Here is a 14723-nt window from a genome sequence, read left to right as displayed (position 1 = left end):
GCCAGCCTCAGTGCTGGCTTATGCGTCTTCGAGACATGACTTTTATTAGGGAGCGAGTGCTGGAAATGTCGCACAATCCTTTCATGCAGCAAATGTCCGATATCCAGGCCGCAGGCGGTCTGGTTCCCATGGTCGTCGAGCAGTCCGCACGTGGCGAGCGCGCCTACGACATCTATTCGCGTCTGTTGAAAGAGCGGGTGATCTTCCTGATCGGCCCGGTCGAAGACTACATGGCCAACCTGGTGGCCGCGCAACTGCTGTTCCTTGAGGCCGAAAACCCGGACAAGGACATCCACCTGTACATCAACTCGCCAGGCGGTTCGGTGACTGCCGGTATGTCGATCTACGACACCATGCAGTTCATCAAACCTGACGTGTCGACTACCTGCATCGGTCAGGCCTGCAGCATGGGCGCCCTGTTGCTGGCGGGTGGCGCTGCGGGCAAGCGTTACTGCCTGCCGCACTCGCGCATGATGATTCACCAGCCGCTGGGCGGTTTCCAGGGCCAGGCCTCGGACATCGAAATCCATGCCAAGGAAATCCTCTTCATTCGTGAGCGCCTGAATCAGGTGCTGGCCAATCACACCGGCCAGCCGATCGAAGTGATCGCCCGTGACACCGATCGCGACCGTTTCATGAGCGGCGAGGAAGCCGTCAACTACGGCCTGATCGACAAGGTACACAGCCGTCGCGAGCAAATCGGCTGAAGAGGGAGGCACGCTGACCGGCAATGATCGGTCAGCTGCACATCGGGCTTGAAAATGCCCCGGTTTGGCTCCATCTTGTGTTTTAAGCCTACGGTATTGGATTGATCGAATGACTGACACCCGCAACGGCGAGGACAACGGCAAGCTGCTTTATTGCTCCTTCTGCGGCAAAAGCCAGCATGAAGTGCGCAAATTGATTGCTGGCCCCTCGGTTTTTATCTGCGACGAGTGCGTCGACCTGTGCAATGACATCATCCGTGAGGAGGTGCAAGAAGCCCAGGCCGAGAGCAGCGCGCACAAACTGCCGGCCCCCAAGGAAATCAGCGCGATCCTCGATCAGTACGTGATCGGTCAGGAACGGGCCAAGAAGATTCTGGCGGTCGCGGTCTATAACCACTACAAGCGCCTCAACCAGCGCGAGAAAAAGGACGATGTCGAGCTCGGCAAGAGCAATATCCTGCTCCTCGGCCCGACTGGCTCGGGTAAGACGCTGCTGGCTGAAACCCTGGCGCGTCTGTTGAACGTTCCTTTCACCATCGCCGACGCGACCACCCTGACCGAAGCCGGCTACGTGGGTGAAGACGTCGAGAACATCATTCAGAAGCTGCTGCAGAAGTGTGATTACGATGTCGAGAAGGCCCAGATGGGCATCGTCTACATCGATGAAATCGACAAGATTTCCCGCAAGTCCGACAATCCGTCCATCACCCGTGACGTATCGGGCGAGGGCGTGCAGCAGGCACTGCTGAAGCTGATCGAAGGCACTGTTGCCTCCGTTCCGCCTCAGGGTGGCCGCAAGCATCCCCAGCAGGAGTTCCTGCAGGTCGACACGCGTAACATCCTGTTCATCTGCGGTGGCGCTTTCGCCGGCATCGAGAAGGTGATCCAGGGGCGCTCCACCAAGGGCGGCATCGGCTTCAGTGCCGAGGTTCGCACCAAGGATGTCGAGAAGAAGATTGGCGAGTCGCTGCGCGAGATAGAGCCGGACGACCTGGTCAAGTTCGGTCTGATTCCCGAGTTCGTTGGTCGCTTGCCGGTCATCGCAACGCTGGAGGAGCTGGACGAGGCTGCGCTGGTGCAGATTCTTACCGAGCCGAAGAACGCGCTGACCAAGCAGTACGGCAAGCTGTTCGAGATGGAAGGGGTGGATCTCGAATTCCGTCCTGACGCGCTCAAGGCCGTGGCTCTCAAGGCACTGGAGCGCAAGACCGGTGCCCGTGGCCTGCGCTCGATTCTCGAAGGTGTGCTGCTCGACACCATGTATGACATTCCGTCGCAATCGGACGTCAGCAAGGTGGTCATCGATGAAAGTGTCATCGATGGCAGTTCCAAACCGCTGCTGATCTACGAAAACATCGAGCCGCCTGCCAAGGCAGCGCCTGACGCGTAACGCGTTTGTCATCTGTTGAAAGCAAGGGGCCTGCGGGCCCCTTTGCTTTTACCGACAGCAGTGCTTGTTTTTTCTTGGGGCTACCCCCATCTTAGGGCCAAGGGTACTCCCACCGTTTACGGCCGCAAGGCCGCCGTAGAGCCAAAATCATGAAGACAACCATCGAATTGCCTCTCCTGCCTTTGCGCGATGTCGTGGTCTATCCGCACATGGTCATCCCGCTTTTCGTAGGCCGCGAGAAATCCATCGAAGCGCTCGAAGCGGCGATGAATGGGGAAAAGCAGATCCTGCTGCTGGCCCAGAAGAATCCCGCTGACGATGAACCGAGTGAAGAAGGGCTCTACCGAGTCGGTACCGTTGCGACCGTTCTGCAGTTGCTCAAATTGCCCGATGGCACCGTCAAGGTGCTGGTCGAGGGCGAGCAGCGCGGCGAAATAGAGCAGTTCATCGAGGCTGACGGCTATAGTCGTGCCGAAGTCCAGTTGCTCGACGAGATCGACGCGCCAGAGCGTGAAGCCGAGGTGTTCACCCGCAGTCTGCTTAGCCAGTTCGAACAATACGTTCAGCTAGGCAAGAAAGTGCCTGCCGAGGTGCTGTCATCGCTCAACAGCATCGATGAGCCAAGCCGCCTGGTCGACACCATGGCGGCGCACATGGTGCTGAAGATCGAGCAGAAGCAGGAAATCCTCGAGATCGTCGATCTGCCGACCCGTGTCGAGCATGTGTTGGCCCTGCTGGATGCCGAAATCGACCTGCTTCAGGTTGAAAAACGCATTCGCGGCCGCGTGAAGAAACAGATGGAGCGCAGCCAGCGCGAGTACTACCTGAATGAGCAGATGAAGGCCATTCAGAAGGAGCTGGGTGACAGCGAGGAAGGGCACAACGAGCTCGATGAGCTCAAGCGCCGCATCGAGAATGCCGGGCTTACCAAGGAAGCCTACGGCAAGGCCCAGGCTGAGTTGAACAAGCTCAAGCAGATGTCGCCGATGTCCGCTGAAGCCACGGTGGTGCGTTCCTACATCGACTGGCTGGTGAACGTGCCGTGGAAGGCGCAAAGCAAGGTGCGCCTGGATCTGACTCGCGCCGAAAGCATTCTGGATGCCGATCATTACGGCCTCGAAGAGGTCAAGGAACGCATCCTCGAGTATCTCGCCGTACAGAAGCGCGTGAAGAAGCTCAAGGGGCCGGTTCTCTGCCTGGTCGGCCCGCCTGGCGTTGGCAAGACGTCTCTGGCCGAATCCATTGCCAGCGCCACCAATCGCAAGTTCGTGCGTATGGCCCTGGGCGGCGTGCGCGACGAAGCGGAAATTCGCGGCCATCGCCGTACCTACATTGGTTCGATGCCCGGGCGCCTGATCCAGAAAATGACCAAGGTTGGCGTACGTAATCCGCTGTTCCTGCTCGACGAAATCGACAAGATGGGCCAGGACATGCGTGGCGATCCTGCCTCTGCACTGCTCGAGGTGCTCGATCCGGAGCAGAATCACAACTTCAACGACCATTACCTCGAAGTCGACTACGACCTCTCGGACGTGATGTTCCTGTGCACCGCCAACTCCATGAACATCCCGGCTGCGTTGCTGGATCGTATGGAGGTGATTCGTCTGCCGGGTTATACCGAAGACGAGAAGGTCAATATCGCCGTCAAATACCTCGCGCCCAAGCAGATTCAGGCCAATGGCTTGAAAAAAACCGAGTTGGAGTTCGAGGACGAGGCGATCCGTGACATTATTCGTTACTACACCCGAGAAGCGGGTGTGCGGAGTCTGGAACGGCAGATCGCCAAGGTTTGCCGGCGTGCGGTCAAGCAGCATGCCAAGGAAAAACGCTTCCATGTGCTGGTCACGGCCGACTCGCTGGAAGACTTCCTGGGCGTACGCAAGCATCGCTATGGCCTCGCTGAGCAGCAGGATCAGATCGGTCAGGTAACCGGTCTGGCGTGGACTCAGGTCGGCGGCGAGCTGCTGACAATCGAGGCCGCGGTGGTGCCTGGCAAGGGCAATCTGATCAAGACCGGTTCGTTGGGCGATGTGATGCTCGAATCGATCACAGCCGCGCAAACAGTGGTGCGCAGCCGTGCGCAAAGCCTGGGTGTGGCGCCGGATTTCTACGAAAAACGCGACATCCACATCCACATGCCGGAAGGGGCGACACCGAAGGATGGCCCGAGTGCGGGCGTCGGTATGTGTACCGCGCTGGTGTCGGCATTGACGCAAATTCCAGTGCGCGCCGATGTCGCGATGACCGGAGAAATCACCCTTCGCGGTCAGGTTCTGGCGATCGGTGGCTTGAAGGAAAAACTGCTTGCGGCGCATCGCGGTGGAATCAAAACCGTGATCATTCCCCAGGAAAATATTCGCGACCTCAAGGAAATTCCGGAGAACATCAAGCAAGACCTGCAGATTAAACCGGTCAAATGGATTGACGAGGTCCTGCAAATTGCGCTGCAATACGCCCCGGAGCCCTTGCCAGACGCGGCTCCGGAGTTGGTTGCAAAGGATGAAAAACGCGAGTCTGATTCCAAGGAGCGAATCAGCACGCATTAGCCGGGTGGCTTCCTTGACACAATTTTAGAGCCCTTGCTATAAAGCGGTTCTTACCGTGTCGGCAGAGCCATCCAGCACCCGATTCGCTTCCATTAAAATCAAGAAACAAACTCAACCGAAATTAAGGGGACTTAGAGTGAACAAGTCGGAACTGATCGATGCCATCGCTGCATCTGCTGATATCCCGAAAGCTGTTGCTGGCCGTGCGCTGGACGCAGTGATTGAATCCGTTACTGGCGCTCTGAAAGCTGGTGACTCCGTCGTACTGGTGGGTTTCGGTACTTTCGCTGTCAAAGAGCGCGCTGCTCGCACTGGTCGCAACCCGCAGACTGGCAAGCCGATTAGCATCGCTGCTGCCAAGATCCCTGGTTTCAAAGCTGGTAAAGCCCTGAAAGACGCCGTTAACTAAGCGTCTTCGGGCCTTTGCCCGCCGGGTCGGCTAACCCCGGCTCGGTTGTGGGGCGGCAATAAGACCATCAGGTCTGTCACACCGGGGATTGTAGATTTGATGATCCCGATCCGCTTCGCACGTTACGAGAAGGCGCATCCCAGGATGCGCCTTTCTTCTATCCGGATTTTACCCACGCTGCGCGGCCATTTTTAGTACGTGGTCGTTCTGGGGGAAGCATGCTGCAAAATATCAGGGACAATTCACAGGGTTGGATTGCCAAAACCATCATCGGCCTGATCGTCGCCCTGTTGGCGCTGACCGGGGTCGATGCCATCTTCACCGGTAGTGGCAACAGTCAGAATGCCGCCAAGGTGAATGGCGAGGCGATTAGCCAGAACGAACTCAATCAGGCTGTGGAAATGCAGCGTCGTCAGCTGTTGCAGCAGCTCGGCCAGGAATTCGACCCTTCACTGCTGGATGAGAATCTGCTGCGTGACGCTTCGCTGAAAGGTTTGATCGAGCGCTCCCTGCTGCTGCAGGGCGCTGCGGATGCCAAATTCGCCTTTTCTCAGCCTGCACTCGACCAGGTGATCGTACAGACGCCTGAATTCCAGGTGGATGGCCGCTTCAATGCGGATCGTTTCGACCAGGTTATTCGTCAGCTCGGCTACACCCGCATGCAATTCCGTCAGATGCTCGAGCAGGAGATGCTGATCGGTCAGCTGCGTGCCGGTCTGTCCGGCAGCGGTTTTGTCACAGACGAAGAAGTGGCGGCATTCGCCCGGCTGGAGAAACAGACCCGTGACTTCGCGACTCGTACCATCAAGGTGGATACCGATGCGGTGCAGGTCAGCGATGACGACGTCAAAGCCTACTACGATGCTCAGCAGTCTCAGTTCATGAGCCCGGAGCAGGTGGTTCTGGAATACGTCGAGTTGAAGAAAGATGCATTCTTCGCGGATATTTCGGTCAGCGACGACGAGCTGAAAGCCGCGTACGAGTCGGAAATCGCCAACCTGGCTGAGCAGCGTCAGGCGGCGCATATCCTCATCGAAGTCGGCGGCGACGTCAGCGACGAACAGGCCAAAGCCCAGATCGAAGACGTGCAGAAACGCCTGCAGCAAGGCGAAGACTTCGCTGCACTAGCCAAGGATTTCTCCCAGGATCCAGGTTCCGCCAGCGATGGCGGTGATCTCGGCTACGCTGGCAAGGGTGTATACGACCCAGCCTTCGAGGATGCTCTCTACGCATTGAACAAAGACGAAGTATCGGCGCCGGTACGCAGCGAATTCGGCTGGCACCTGATCAAGCTGTTGGGTGTGCAGGCTCCTGAAGTACCGTCGCTCGCCAGCATGCAGGAAAAGCTCGAGGCCGATCTCAAGGCTCAGCGTGTCGAGCTTCGTTTCGTCGAAGCGACCAAGCAACTGGAAGACGCCGCGTTCGAGTCCTCGGATCTGCTGCAACCAGCCCAGGAATTGGGTCTTAAGGTGCAGACCAGTGAGCCCATTGGTCGCCAGGGTGGCGAAGGTCTTGCCGGTAACCGCCAAGTGCTGCAGGCTGCCTTCAGCCAGGAAGTGCTGGAAGACGGTAGCAACAGCGGCGTCATCGAGCTCGACCCGAGCACCCTGGTGGTGATTCGCGTCAAGGAGCACCGCAAGCCGCAACAGCTGACGCTGGAGCAGGTGAGCGACAGCATCCGCGATCAGCTGACCCAGACCCGTGCCAGCGAGGCTGCCAAGGCCGCTGGTGAGGCATTGGTCGCCGAGCTGCGTGATGGCAAGGCGCAGGCGGAAGGTTCGGAGTGGCAAGTGGTGGAAGCCGCCACGCGCAATCAGGAAGGTGTCGACCCGGCTGTGCTGCAGGCGCTGTTCCGCATGCCCAAGCCTGCTGGTGAAACCTCAGAGTTCAGTGGTGTAACGCTGGGCAATGGGGACTTCGTGGTGGTACGCCTGAAAGGCGTCAGCGAACCTGAGGAAGCGCTGAGCGAAGAGGAGAAGACGATGTACCGTCGTTTCCTCGCCTCACGCAGCGGCCAGCAGGACTTCGCGGCTTTCCGCAAGCAACTGGAGAGCAAGGCAGACATCGAGCGCTTCTAAGCGCAACTGCCTGCTTCACTAAACAAAGGCCCCGATTTCGGGGCCTGTGTGCTTCGGCTCGCTTATCTCAGAGCAAAGAAAAGGCCCCGCGTCGCAAGATGGCGGGGCCTTTTACATGCCGCCATGGCAGGCCTACGCGCTGCTAGCCGGCGACAGGAACGCAGCTTCCAGCAATTGCTGGGTGTAGGGGTGCTGCGGAGTCTGGAAGATCGACTCAGCGTCACCTTGCTCGACCACCTGGCCTTGCTTGACCACCATCAGCTGATGGCTGAGCGCCCGTACCACCGCCAGATCATGGCTGATGAACAGATAGGTCAGGTTGTATTTGGTCTGCAATGAGCGCAGCAGCTCGACTACCTGGCGCTGCACGGTGCGATCCAGTGCCGAGGTTGGCTCATCCAGCAGGATCAATGCCGGCTTGAGCACCAGGGCGCGAGCGATAGCGATACGTTGCCGCTGCCCACCGGAGAACTCGTGGGGATAGCGGTGGCGGCTTTCAGGATCCAGGCCTACTTCCAGAAGCGCTTCGATAATGGCCTGTTCCTGCTCGGCATCGTTGCCGATGCCGTGAATACGCAGACCTTCGCCGACGATCATGCCTACCGTCATACGCGGGCTGAGGCTGCCGAAGGGATCCTGGAACACCACCTGCATCTGCCGCCTGAACGGACGCACCTGATTCTGCGACAAGCCATCCAGAGAATGCTTGTCGAAGCGAATACCGCCCTGGCTGCCGATCAGGCGCAAAATCGCCAGCCCCAGCGTGGATTTACCCGAGCCGCTCTCGCCGACGATGCCCAGGGTCTGGCCGCGTTGCAGACTGAAATTGATGCCGTCCACTGCCTTTACATGATCCACGGTACGGCGGAGCAGGCCTTTCCTGATTGGGAACCAGACGCGCAGATTCTCGACTTCGAGCATGGTCTCGGCAGTTTCCGTGTCCACCGGATTGCCATCCGGCTCCGCCGCCAGCAACTCGCGGGTATAGGGATGTTGCGGGTTGTTGAACAACGCTTCGCAGTCAGCTTGTTCGACCAGCTCACCGTTCTGCATCACGCAAACGCGTTGGGCGATACGCCGTACCAGGTTGAGATCATGGCTGATGATCAGCATGGCCATGCCCAGACGCGCCTGCAGATCCTTGAGCAGTTCGAGAATTTTCAACTGCACGGTGACGTCCAGAGCGGTCGTCGGTTCATCGGCGATCAACAGCTCCGGCTCGTTGGCCAGGGCCATGGCAATCATCACGCGTTGACGTTGCCCCCCGGAAAGCTCGTGGGGCAGGGCCTTGAGGCGCTTCTGCGGCTCTGGAATGCCAACCAGCTCCAGCAGCTCCAGGGTGCGCCGGGTGGCTGCCTTGCCGCTCAGCCCCTTGTGCAGGGCGAGTACCTCGTTGATCTGCTTCTCGATGCTGTGCAGCGGGTTCAGCGACGTCATCGGCTCCTGGAACACCATGGCGATACGATTGCCACGGATACCACGCAGCTTCTTCTCGCTGAGTTTGAGCAGATCCTGGTCGGCGTAGTGGATGCTGCCGTTAGGGTGCTGAGCCTGCGGGTAGGGCAGCAGGCGCAGGATCGAGTGAGCGGTGACCGACTTGCCGGAGCCACTTTCGCCGACCAGTGCCAGGGTTTCGCCGCGGCGAATGTCGAAGCTGATGTTGTTGACGACCTGCCGATGGCTGTCGCCATTGACGAATGCGACGGACAGGTCACGCACTTCGACGAGGTTTTCGGGATGGGACATCTTATTTCCTCGGGTCGAAGGCATCGCGGGCGGCCTCGCCGATGAATACCAAGAGGCTGAGCATGATGGCCAGCACGGCGAAGGCACTCACCCCTAACCAGGGTGCCTGCAGATTGGATTTGCCCTGCGCCACCAGTTCGCCGAGGGACGGTGAGCCGGCCGGCAGGCCGAAGCCGAGGAAGTCCAGAGCGGTGAGGGTGCCAATGGCGCCCGTGAGGATGAAGGGCAGGAACGTCATGGTCGAGACCATGGCGTTGGGCAGGATATGCCGGAACATGATCGAGCCGTTACGCATGCCCAGCGCGCGTGCGGCGCGCACGTACTCCAGGTTGCGGCCGCGCAGGAACTCGGCACGCACCACATCCACCAGGCTCATCCAGGAAAACAGCAGCATCAGGCCCAGCAGCCACCAGAAGTTCGGTTGCACGAAGCTCGCCAGGATGATCAACAGGTACAGCACCGGCAGGCCGGACCAGATCTCCAGGACGCGCTGACCGGTCAGATCCACCCAGCCGCCGTAGAAACCCTGCACGGCGCCAGCCGCGACGCCGATCACCGAGCTGGCCAGGGTCAGGGTCAGGGCGAACAGCACGGAAATGCGGAAACCGTAGATCACCCGGGAAAGCACGTCGCGGCCCTGATCATCGGTACCCAGCCAGTTGTCCGCCGAGGGCGGCGCGGGGGCGGGGACTTTCAGCTCGTAGTTGATGCTGGAGTAGCTGAACGGGATCGGCGGCCAGACCATCCAGCCATCCTTCTGCTCGATCAGATCCTGGATGTACGGGCTCTTGTAGTTGGCTTGCAGGGGGAATTCGCCACCAAAGGTGGTTTCCGGGTAGCGCTTGAGCACCGGGAAGTACAGTTCGCCGTCGTAGCTGACCACCAGGGGTTTGTCGTTGGCGATCAGCTCGGCACCCAGGGTCACGAAGAACAGGGCGAGGAAGATCCACAGCGACCACCAGCCGCGTTTATGGGCCTTGAAGCGTTCGAAACGGCGTTGATTGAGCGGGGAAAGTGCCATGTCAGCCCTCCCTGCTTTCGAAGTCGATGCGCGGATCGACCAGGGTGTAGGTGATGTCGCCAATCAGTTTCACGACCAGCCCCAGCAAGGTGAAGATGAACAGGGTGCCGAAGACCACCGGATAGTCGCGGTTGATCGCCGCCTCGAAGCTCAGCAGACCGAGACCGTCAAGGGAAAAGATCACCTCGATCAGCAAGGATCCGGTGAAGAAGATGCCGATGAAGGCCGCCGGAAAGCCGGCGATGATCAGCAGCATGGCATTACGGAAAACGTGACCGTAGAGCACGCGGGTGTTGCTCAGGCCCTTGGCCCGGGCGGTGGTCACGTACTGCTTGTTGATCTCGTCGAGGAAGCTGTTCTTGGTCAGCAGGGTGAGGGTGGCGAAGTTGCCGATCACCAGGGCCGTCACCGGCAGTGCCAGGTGCCAGAAATAGTCGAACAGCTTGCCGCCGAAGCTAAGCTCGTCGAAGTTGCTCGAGGTCAGCCCGCGCAGCGGGAACCAGTCGTAATAGCTGCCGCCAGCGAACAGCACGATCAGCAGGATGGCAAACAGGAAAGCCGGTATCGCGTAACCGATGATGATCGCCGAACTGGTCCACACATCGAATGCGCTGCCATGCCGTGTCGCCTTGGCGATGCCCAGCGGAATGGACACCAGGTACATGATCAACGTACTCCATAATCCAAGGGAAATGGACACGGGCATCTTCTCCATGACCAGATCGATGACCTTGGCGTCGCGAAAGAAGCTTTCACCGAAATCCAGCTGGGCGTAATTCTTGAGCATGATCCAGAAGCGTTCCGGCGCCGACTTGTCGAAGCCGTACATCTTCTCGATCTCGGCGATCAGCTCGGGGTCGAGACCCTGAGCGCCACGGTAATTGGAACCGGCCGCCGCTACCTCACCGCCACCGCCGCCGGATATACGCCCCGTGGCGCCGCCAGAGGCAGCATCGAATCCTTCGAGTTTGGCGATCATCTGCTCGACCGGGCCGCCAGGGGCTGCCTGGATGATCACGAAGTTGATCACCAGAATGCCGAACAGGGTCGGAATGATCAGCAGCAGGCGCCGCAGGATATAAGCCAGCATTCAGCGTTCTTCCTGCTCGGTGGTGGGCTTCTCTTCAGGCGTTACCACTTCGCCGACCGGCTTTTCCTGCCACCAGGTCATCAGGCCGTAATCGTACAGTGGCGATTTTTCCGGGTGCCCGAAGCGCTTCCAGTAGGCCACGCGGTAGGCGTCGACGTAATAGTTCGGCACCACGTAGTTACCCCACAGCAGAACGCGATCCAGGGCGCGGGTGTGAGTGATCAGCGACTCGCGCGAGTCGGCGCGGATCAGGCCGTCGACCAGTTGATCGATGGCCGGATCGCGCAGGCCGATAAGGTTGCGGCTGCCCGGGTTGTCGGCGCTGCTGGAGTGCCAGAACTCGCGCTGCTCGTTGCCCGGTGAGCTGGATTGCGGCCAGATCGCCGAGGTCATGTCGAAATCCCGCGAACGCAGGCGGTTGATGTACTGGGAAACGTCGACGCGGCGAATCTGCAGGTCGATCCCCAGTTCCGCCAGGTTACGCTTGAACGGCAGAATCACCCGCTCCAGGTTGGCCTGGTGATTGAGAAACTCGAACGCCAGCTGGTTGCCATTGGCATCGACCATCTTGTCGTTCTCGATGCGATAGCCGGCCTCTGTGAGTAGCTGATACGCGCGACGGGCCTGGTCGCGGATGATGCCGCTGCCGTCGCTGACCGGCGTCTTGAAGGGCTCGGTGAATACCTGCTCGGGGATCTGCCCGCGTAGCGGCTCCAGCAGTTTCAGCTCCGCTTCGCTGGGCAGGCCGGTGGCGGCCATTTCCGAGTTCTCGAAGTAGCTGTGGGTGCGTTTGTAGGCGCCGTAGAACAGCTGCTTGTTGGCCCATTCGAAATCGAACAGCAGCGCGATGGCTTCACGCACGCGCGCATCCTGGAACAGTGGCTTGCGGGTATTGAAGACGAAGCCCTGCATGCCAGCCGGGTTGCGGTTGGGGAAAGCCTCCTGCACGAAGCGTCCGGCGCGCAGAGCCGGTGAGTTGTAGCCGGTGGCCCAGTCCTTGGCCGAGTACTCGAGGTTGACGTCGAACTGCCCGGCCTTGAACGCCTCCAGCGCGACCGCCATGTCGCGGAAGTACTCGACGCGAATTTCGTCGAAGTTGTATTGGCCACGGGCCACGGGCAGATCCTTGGCCCACCAGTCCTTGACCCGCTCGAAGCGAATCGAGCTGTTCGGCGAGAAACCGGCGATGCGGTAGGGGCCGCTACCCAGGGGGGGTTCCAGGCCGCCGCGGGAGAAGTCGCGGCTGGCCCACCAGTGCTTGGGCAGCACAGCCAGTTGGCCGAGAATCAACGGCAGCTCGCGGTTGCCGGCATGCTTGAAGTTGAAGCGCACGGTGCGCTCGTTCTCGGCCACGACTTCTGCGACATCCGCGTAGTAGTGCCGGTACATGGGGTCGCCATGCTCGAGCAGGGTATTGAAGGTGAAGATCACGTCCTCGGCGGTGACGGGTTCACCATCGTTGAAGCGCGCCTTGGGATTGAGGAAAAAGCGCACATAGCTGTCGTCCGCAGCCTTTTCGATTTTTTCGGCCAGCAACCCGTACTCGGTGAATGGCTCGTCCGGCGAATGGTAGGTCAGGGTGTCGTAGATCAGGCCCAGGCGATCCGCCGAGTTGCCCTTGGGGATGAACGGGTTGAAGCTGTCGAAGCCATTGAGGCCAGGCAGGCGCAGGATGCCACCCTTGGGCGCATCGGGGTTTACGTAGTCGAAGTGTTTGAAGTTGGCCGGGTACTTCGGCGGCTCGCCGTAAAGCGTCAACGCGTGTTGCGGGGCGGCCTGGGTCAGGCTGGCAAGGCCGAGCAGCAGCAGGGCGCTGCCGTGCATCAGGAATGAGCGCAGTGGACGCGTCATCGGGCGTTCTCCGTGGTTTTCAGCCACCAGGTGCGCAGACCCAGCGTGTAGGGCGGCGTGGTGACGAATGCAAAGCGGTTGCGGTACGCCAGGCGGTGATAGTCGATGTACCAGTTGGGAATGGTGTAGTACTGCCAGAGCATCACTCGATCCAGGGCGCGGGTGGCGGCCACCTGTTCGTCGCGGCTGCGGGCAGAGAGCAGCTTTTCGAGCAAGGCATCGACCACCGGGTCGTTGATGCCGGCGTAGTTCTTTCCGCCTTTGACGCTGGCCTGGCTGGAATGGAAGTACAGCGACTGCTCCAGGCCCGGGCTGAGGGTTTGCGGCAGGGTCAGCAATATCATGTCGAATTCGAACTGATCCAGACGTTGCTTGTACTGGGCGCGATCCACCGTTCTCAGGTTGGCCTGTATGCCGATGCTCGCGAGGTTTTCGGTGAAGGGTTGAAGAATGCGCTCGAGATTGGGATTGACCAGCAATATCTCGAAGCGCAGCGCCTGTCCCTTGTCGTTCAGCAAGCGCTGGCCAGAGGGCTTCCAGCCTGCATCGGCCAGTAGACCGAGAGCGCGGCGCAAGGTTTCCCGGGGGATGCCACGGCCGTCGGTGACCGGCATCTGGAATGGCTCGGTGAACAGCTGGGGCGGTAGCTGGGCACGAAAGGGCGACAGTAGCAGCCATTCCGCGCCCTCCGGTTTGCCCTTGGCGGAGAATTCGCTGTTGGGGTAATAGCTGGCGGCGCGGGTGTAGGAGCTGTTGAAGAGGGTGCGGTTGGTCCACTCGAAATCGAACATCAGGCCCAGGGCTTCGCGAACGCGTACATCCTCGAAGGTGCCGCGGCGCATGTTCATGAACAGCGCCTGAGTCTGGGTGGGAATCTGATGAGGGATCTCCGCGCGAACCACGTCACCGCGGGTGGCCGCAGGAAAGCGGTAGTTGTTGGCCCAGTTCTTCGCCTGCTGTTCTATATAGAGGTCGAATTCCCCGGCCTTGAAGGCTTCGAAGGCGACGTGGCTATCGCGGTAGAAGTCCACTTCGACCCGATCGAAGTTGTACTTGCCACGGTTGACCGGCAGCGATGCCCCCCACCAGTCATCGACCCGTTCGAAGCTCAGGCTGCGCCCCGGGTTGACCCGGGTTATGCGATAGGGGCCACTGCCCAGTGGCGGCTCGAAGGTGGTGGCCTTGAAGTCACGATCCTTCCAGTAATGCTGCGGAAGTACCGGTAATTCGCCCAGACGCAGGATCAGCAGCGGATTGTTCGAGCGCTTGAGGACGAAGCGCACGCGGTGGCGATTGAGGATATCGACCCGCTGCACTTCCTGCAGGTTGGTACGGTACTGCGGGTGACCTTCCTTGAGCAGCAGCCGGTAGGAGAAAGCCACATCGTAGGCGGTGATCGGCTTGCCGTCATGAAAGCGTGCCTCTGGGCGCAGGTTGAACACCACCCAGCTGCGATCCTCGCTGTATTCGACGGAACGGGCAATCAGTCCGTAGCTGGAGGCAGGTTCGTCGCCGGAAGGATCGTATTGTCCGGTACCGACCATCAGCGGCTCGTTCAGCTCGTTGACGCCGTACTGCAGAAAGTTGGCCGTGGCGACCGGGCTGGTGCCCTTGAAGGTATAGGGGTTGAGTGTGTCGAAGCTGCCGGAGGCCATGATCCGCAGGGTGCCGCCTTTGGGCGCCTCCGGGTTGACCCAGTCGAAGTGGGTAAAGCTGGCGGGATACTTGAGCGTGCCGAACTGCGCATAGCCATGGCTTTCGCTGAGCGTTGCCAGGGCCGGGAAGCTGGTGGCCAGGCCGAAAATCAGCGAGAGGAGAGGGCGTCTCAAGTGCAATATCCGATCCGGGGCGGCAAAGGTTTCCGTACAGTAACAGCTTGTCTGTA

Annotated in this window: 10 protein-coding genes; 5 read left to right on the top strand and 5 right to left on the bottom strand. The window is 59.9% G+C overall.

Annotated features, from left to right (window positions below):
• Window positions 1–65: 65 nt before the first annotated feature.
• From clpP to DNK06_RS19880, 5 genes are all read left to right on the top strand, one after another.
• Window positions 66–707 carry an ATP-dependent Clp endopeptidase proteolytic subunit ClpP gene (clpP, locus tag DNK06_RS19900; RefSeq protein WP_070887516.1) on the top strand — a complete coding sequence of 214 codons (642 nt, stop codon included), beginning with the start codon at window positions 66–68 and terminating at the stop codon, window positions 705–707.
• A gap of 109 nt (window positions 708–816) precedes the next feature.
• Window positions 817–2097: an ATP-dependent Clp protease ATP-binding subunit ClpX gene (clpX, locus tag DNK06_RS19895; RefSeq protein WP_131181734.1), complete on the top strand. Its 1281-nt coding sequence runs from the start codon at window positions 817–819 to the stop codon at window positions 2095–2097.
• A gap of 149 nt (window positions 2098–2246) precedes the next feature.
• Entirely contained in the window at window positions 2247–4643 is a 2397-nt protein-coding gene (gene lon / locus DNK06_RS19890) for an endopeptidase La (RefSeq protein ID WP_131181733.1), read from the top strand.
• 136 nt (window positions 4644–4779) lie between these two features.
• Window positions 4780–5052 carry a nucleoid-associated protein HU-beta gene (gene hupB, locus DNK06_RS19885; RefSeq protein ID WP_003239952.1) on the top strand — a complete coding sequence of 91 codons (273 nt, stop codon included), beginning with the start codon at window positions 4780–4782 and terminating at the stop codon, window positions 5050–5052.
• A gap of 218 nt (window positions 5053–5270) precedes the next feature.
• On the top strand, window positions 5271–7130 hold the full coding sequence (locus tag DNK06_RS19880; RefSeq protein WP_131181732.1) for a SurA N-terminal domain-containing protein: 1860 nt from the start codon (window positions 5271–5273) through the stop codon (window positions 7128–7130).
• A gap of 132 nt (window positions 7131–7262) precedes the next feature.
• Here the strand turns inward: DNK06_RS19880 and DNK06_RS19875 are convergent, their stop codons facing one another.
• From DNK06_RS19875 to DNK06_RS19855, 5 genes are read right to left on the bottom strand one after another with little or no spacing between them, the layout of a single operon-like run.
• Window positions 7263–8876, bottom strand: a complete 1614-nt coding sequence (locus tag DNK06_RS19875) for an ABC transporter ATP-binding protein (RefSeq protein ID WP_131181731.1) — start codon at window positions 8874–8876, stop codon at window positions 7263–7265.
• Between the two features lies 1 nt (window position 8877).
• Complete coding sequence (locus DNK06_RS19870; RefSeq protein WP_131181730.1) at window positions 8878–9897, bottom strand: ABC transporter permease; 1020 nt, start codon at window positions 9895–9897, stop codon at window positions 8878–8880.
• 1 nt (window position 9898) lies between these two features.
• A complete protein-coding gene (locus DNK06_RS19865) occupies window positions 9899–10987 on the bottom strand; it encodes a microcin C ABC transporter permease YejB (RefSeq protein WP_131181729.1) in 1089 nt (362 codons plus the stop codon).
• On the bottom strand, window positions 10988–12838 hold the full coding sequence (locus DNK06_RS19860; protein WP_131181728.1) for an extracellular solute-binding protein: 1851 nt from the start codon (window positions 12836–12838) through the stop codon (window positions 10988–10990).
• Entirely contained in the window at window positions 12835–14667 is a 1833-nt protein-coding gene (locus DNK06_RS19855) for an extracellular solute-binding protein (RefSeq protein ID WP_131181727.1), read from the bottom strand. The genes DNK06_RS19860 and DNK06_RS19855 overlap by 4 nt, the downstream gene beginning before the upstream one ends.
• Window positions 14668–14723 lie beyond the last annotated feature (56 nt).

Source organism: Phytopseudomonas daroniae (assembly GCF_004327285.1).
Lineage (GTDB): Bacteria > Pseudomonadota > Gammaproteobacteria > Pseudomonadales > Pseudomonadaceae > Aquipseudomonas > Aquipseudomonas daroniae.
This window is presented reverse-complemented; position numbering and strand designations above follow the sequence as displayed.

Excerpts from the sequence above, each read along its gene's own strand:
- DNK06_RS19875 (WP_131181731.1), bottom strand. The coding sequence starts at position 8,876 with ATGTCCCATCCCGAAAACCTCGTCGAAGTGCGTGACCTGTCCGTCGCA.
- DNK06_RS19880 (WP_131181732.1), top strand. The coding sequence starts at position 5,271 with ATGCTGCAAAATATCAGGGACAATTCACAGGGTTGGATTGCCAAAACC.
- lon (WP_131181733.1), top strand. The coding sequence starts at position 2,247 with ATGAAGACAACCATCGAATTGCCTCTCCTGCCTTTGCGCGATGTCGTG.
- DNK06_RS19865 (WP_131181729.1), bottom strand. The coding sequence starts at position 10,987 with ATGCTGGCTTATATCCTGCGGCGCCTGCTGCTGATCATTCCGACCCTG.
- clpX (WP_131181734.1), top strand. The coding sequence starts at position 817 with ATGACTGACACCCGCAACGGCGAGGACAACGGCAAGCTGCTTTATTGC.
- DNK06_RS19860 (WP_131181728.1), bottom strand. The coding sequence starts at position 12,838 with ATGACGCGTCCACTGCGCTCATTCCTGATGCACGGCAGCGCCCTGCTG.
- DNK06_RS19870 (WP_131181730.1), bottom strand. The coding sequence starts at position 9,897 with ATGGCACTTTCCCCGCTCAATCAACGCCGTTTCGAACGCTTCAAGGCC.
- clpP (WP_070887516.1), top strand. The coding sequence starts at position 66 with ATGTCGCACAATCCTTTCATGCAGCAAATGTCCGATATCCAGGCCGCA.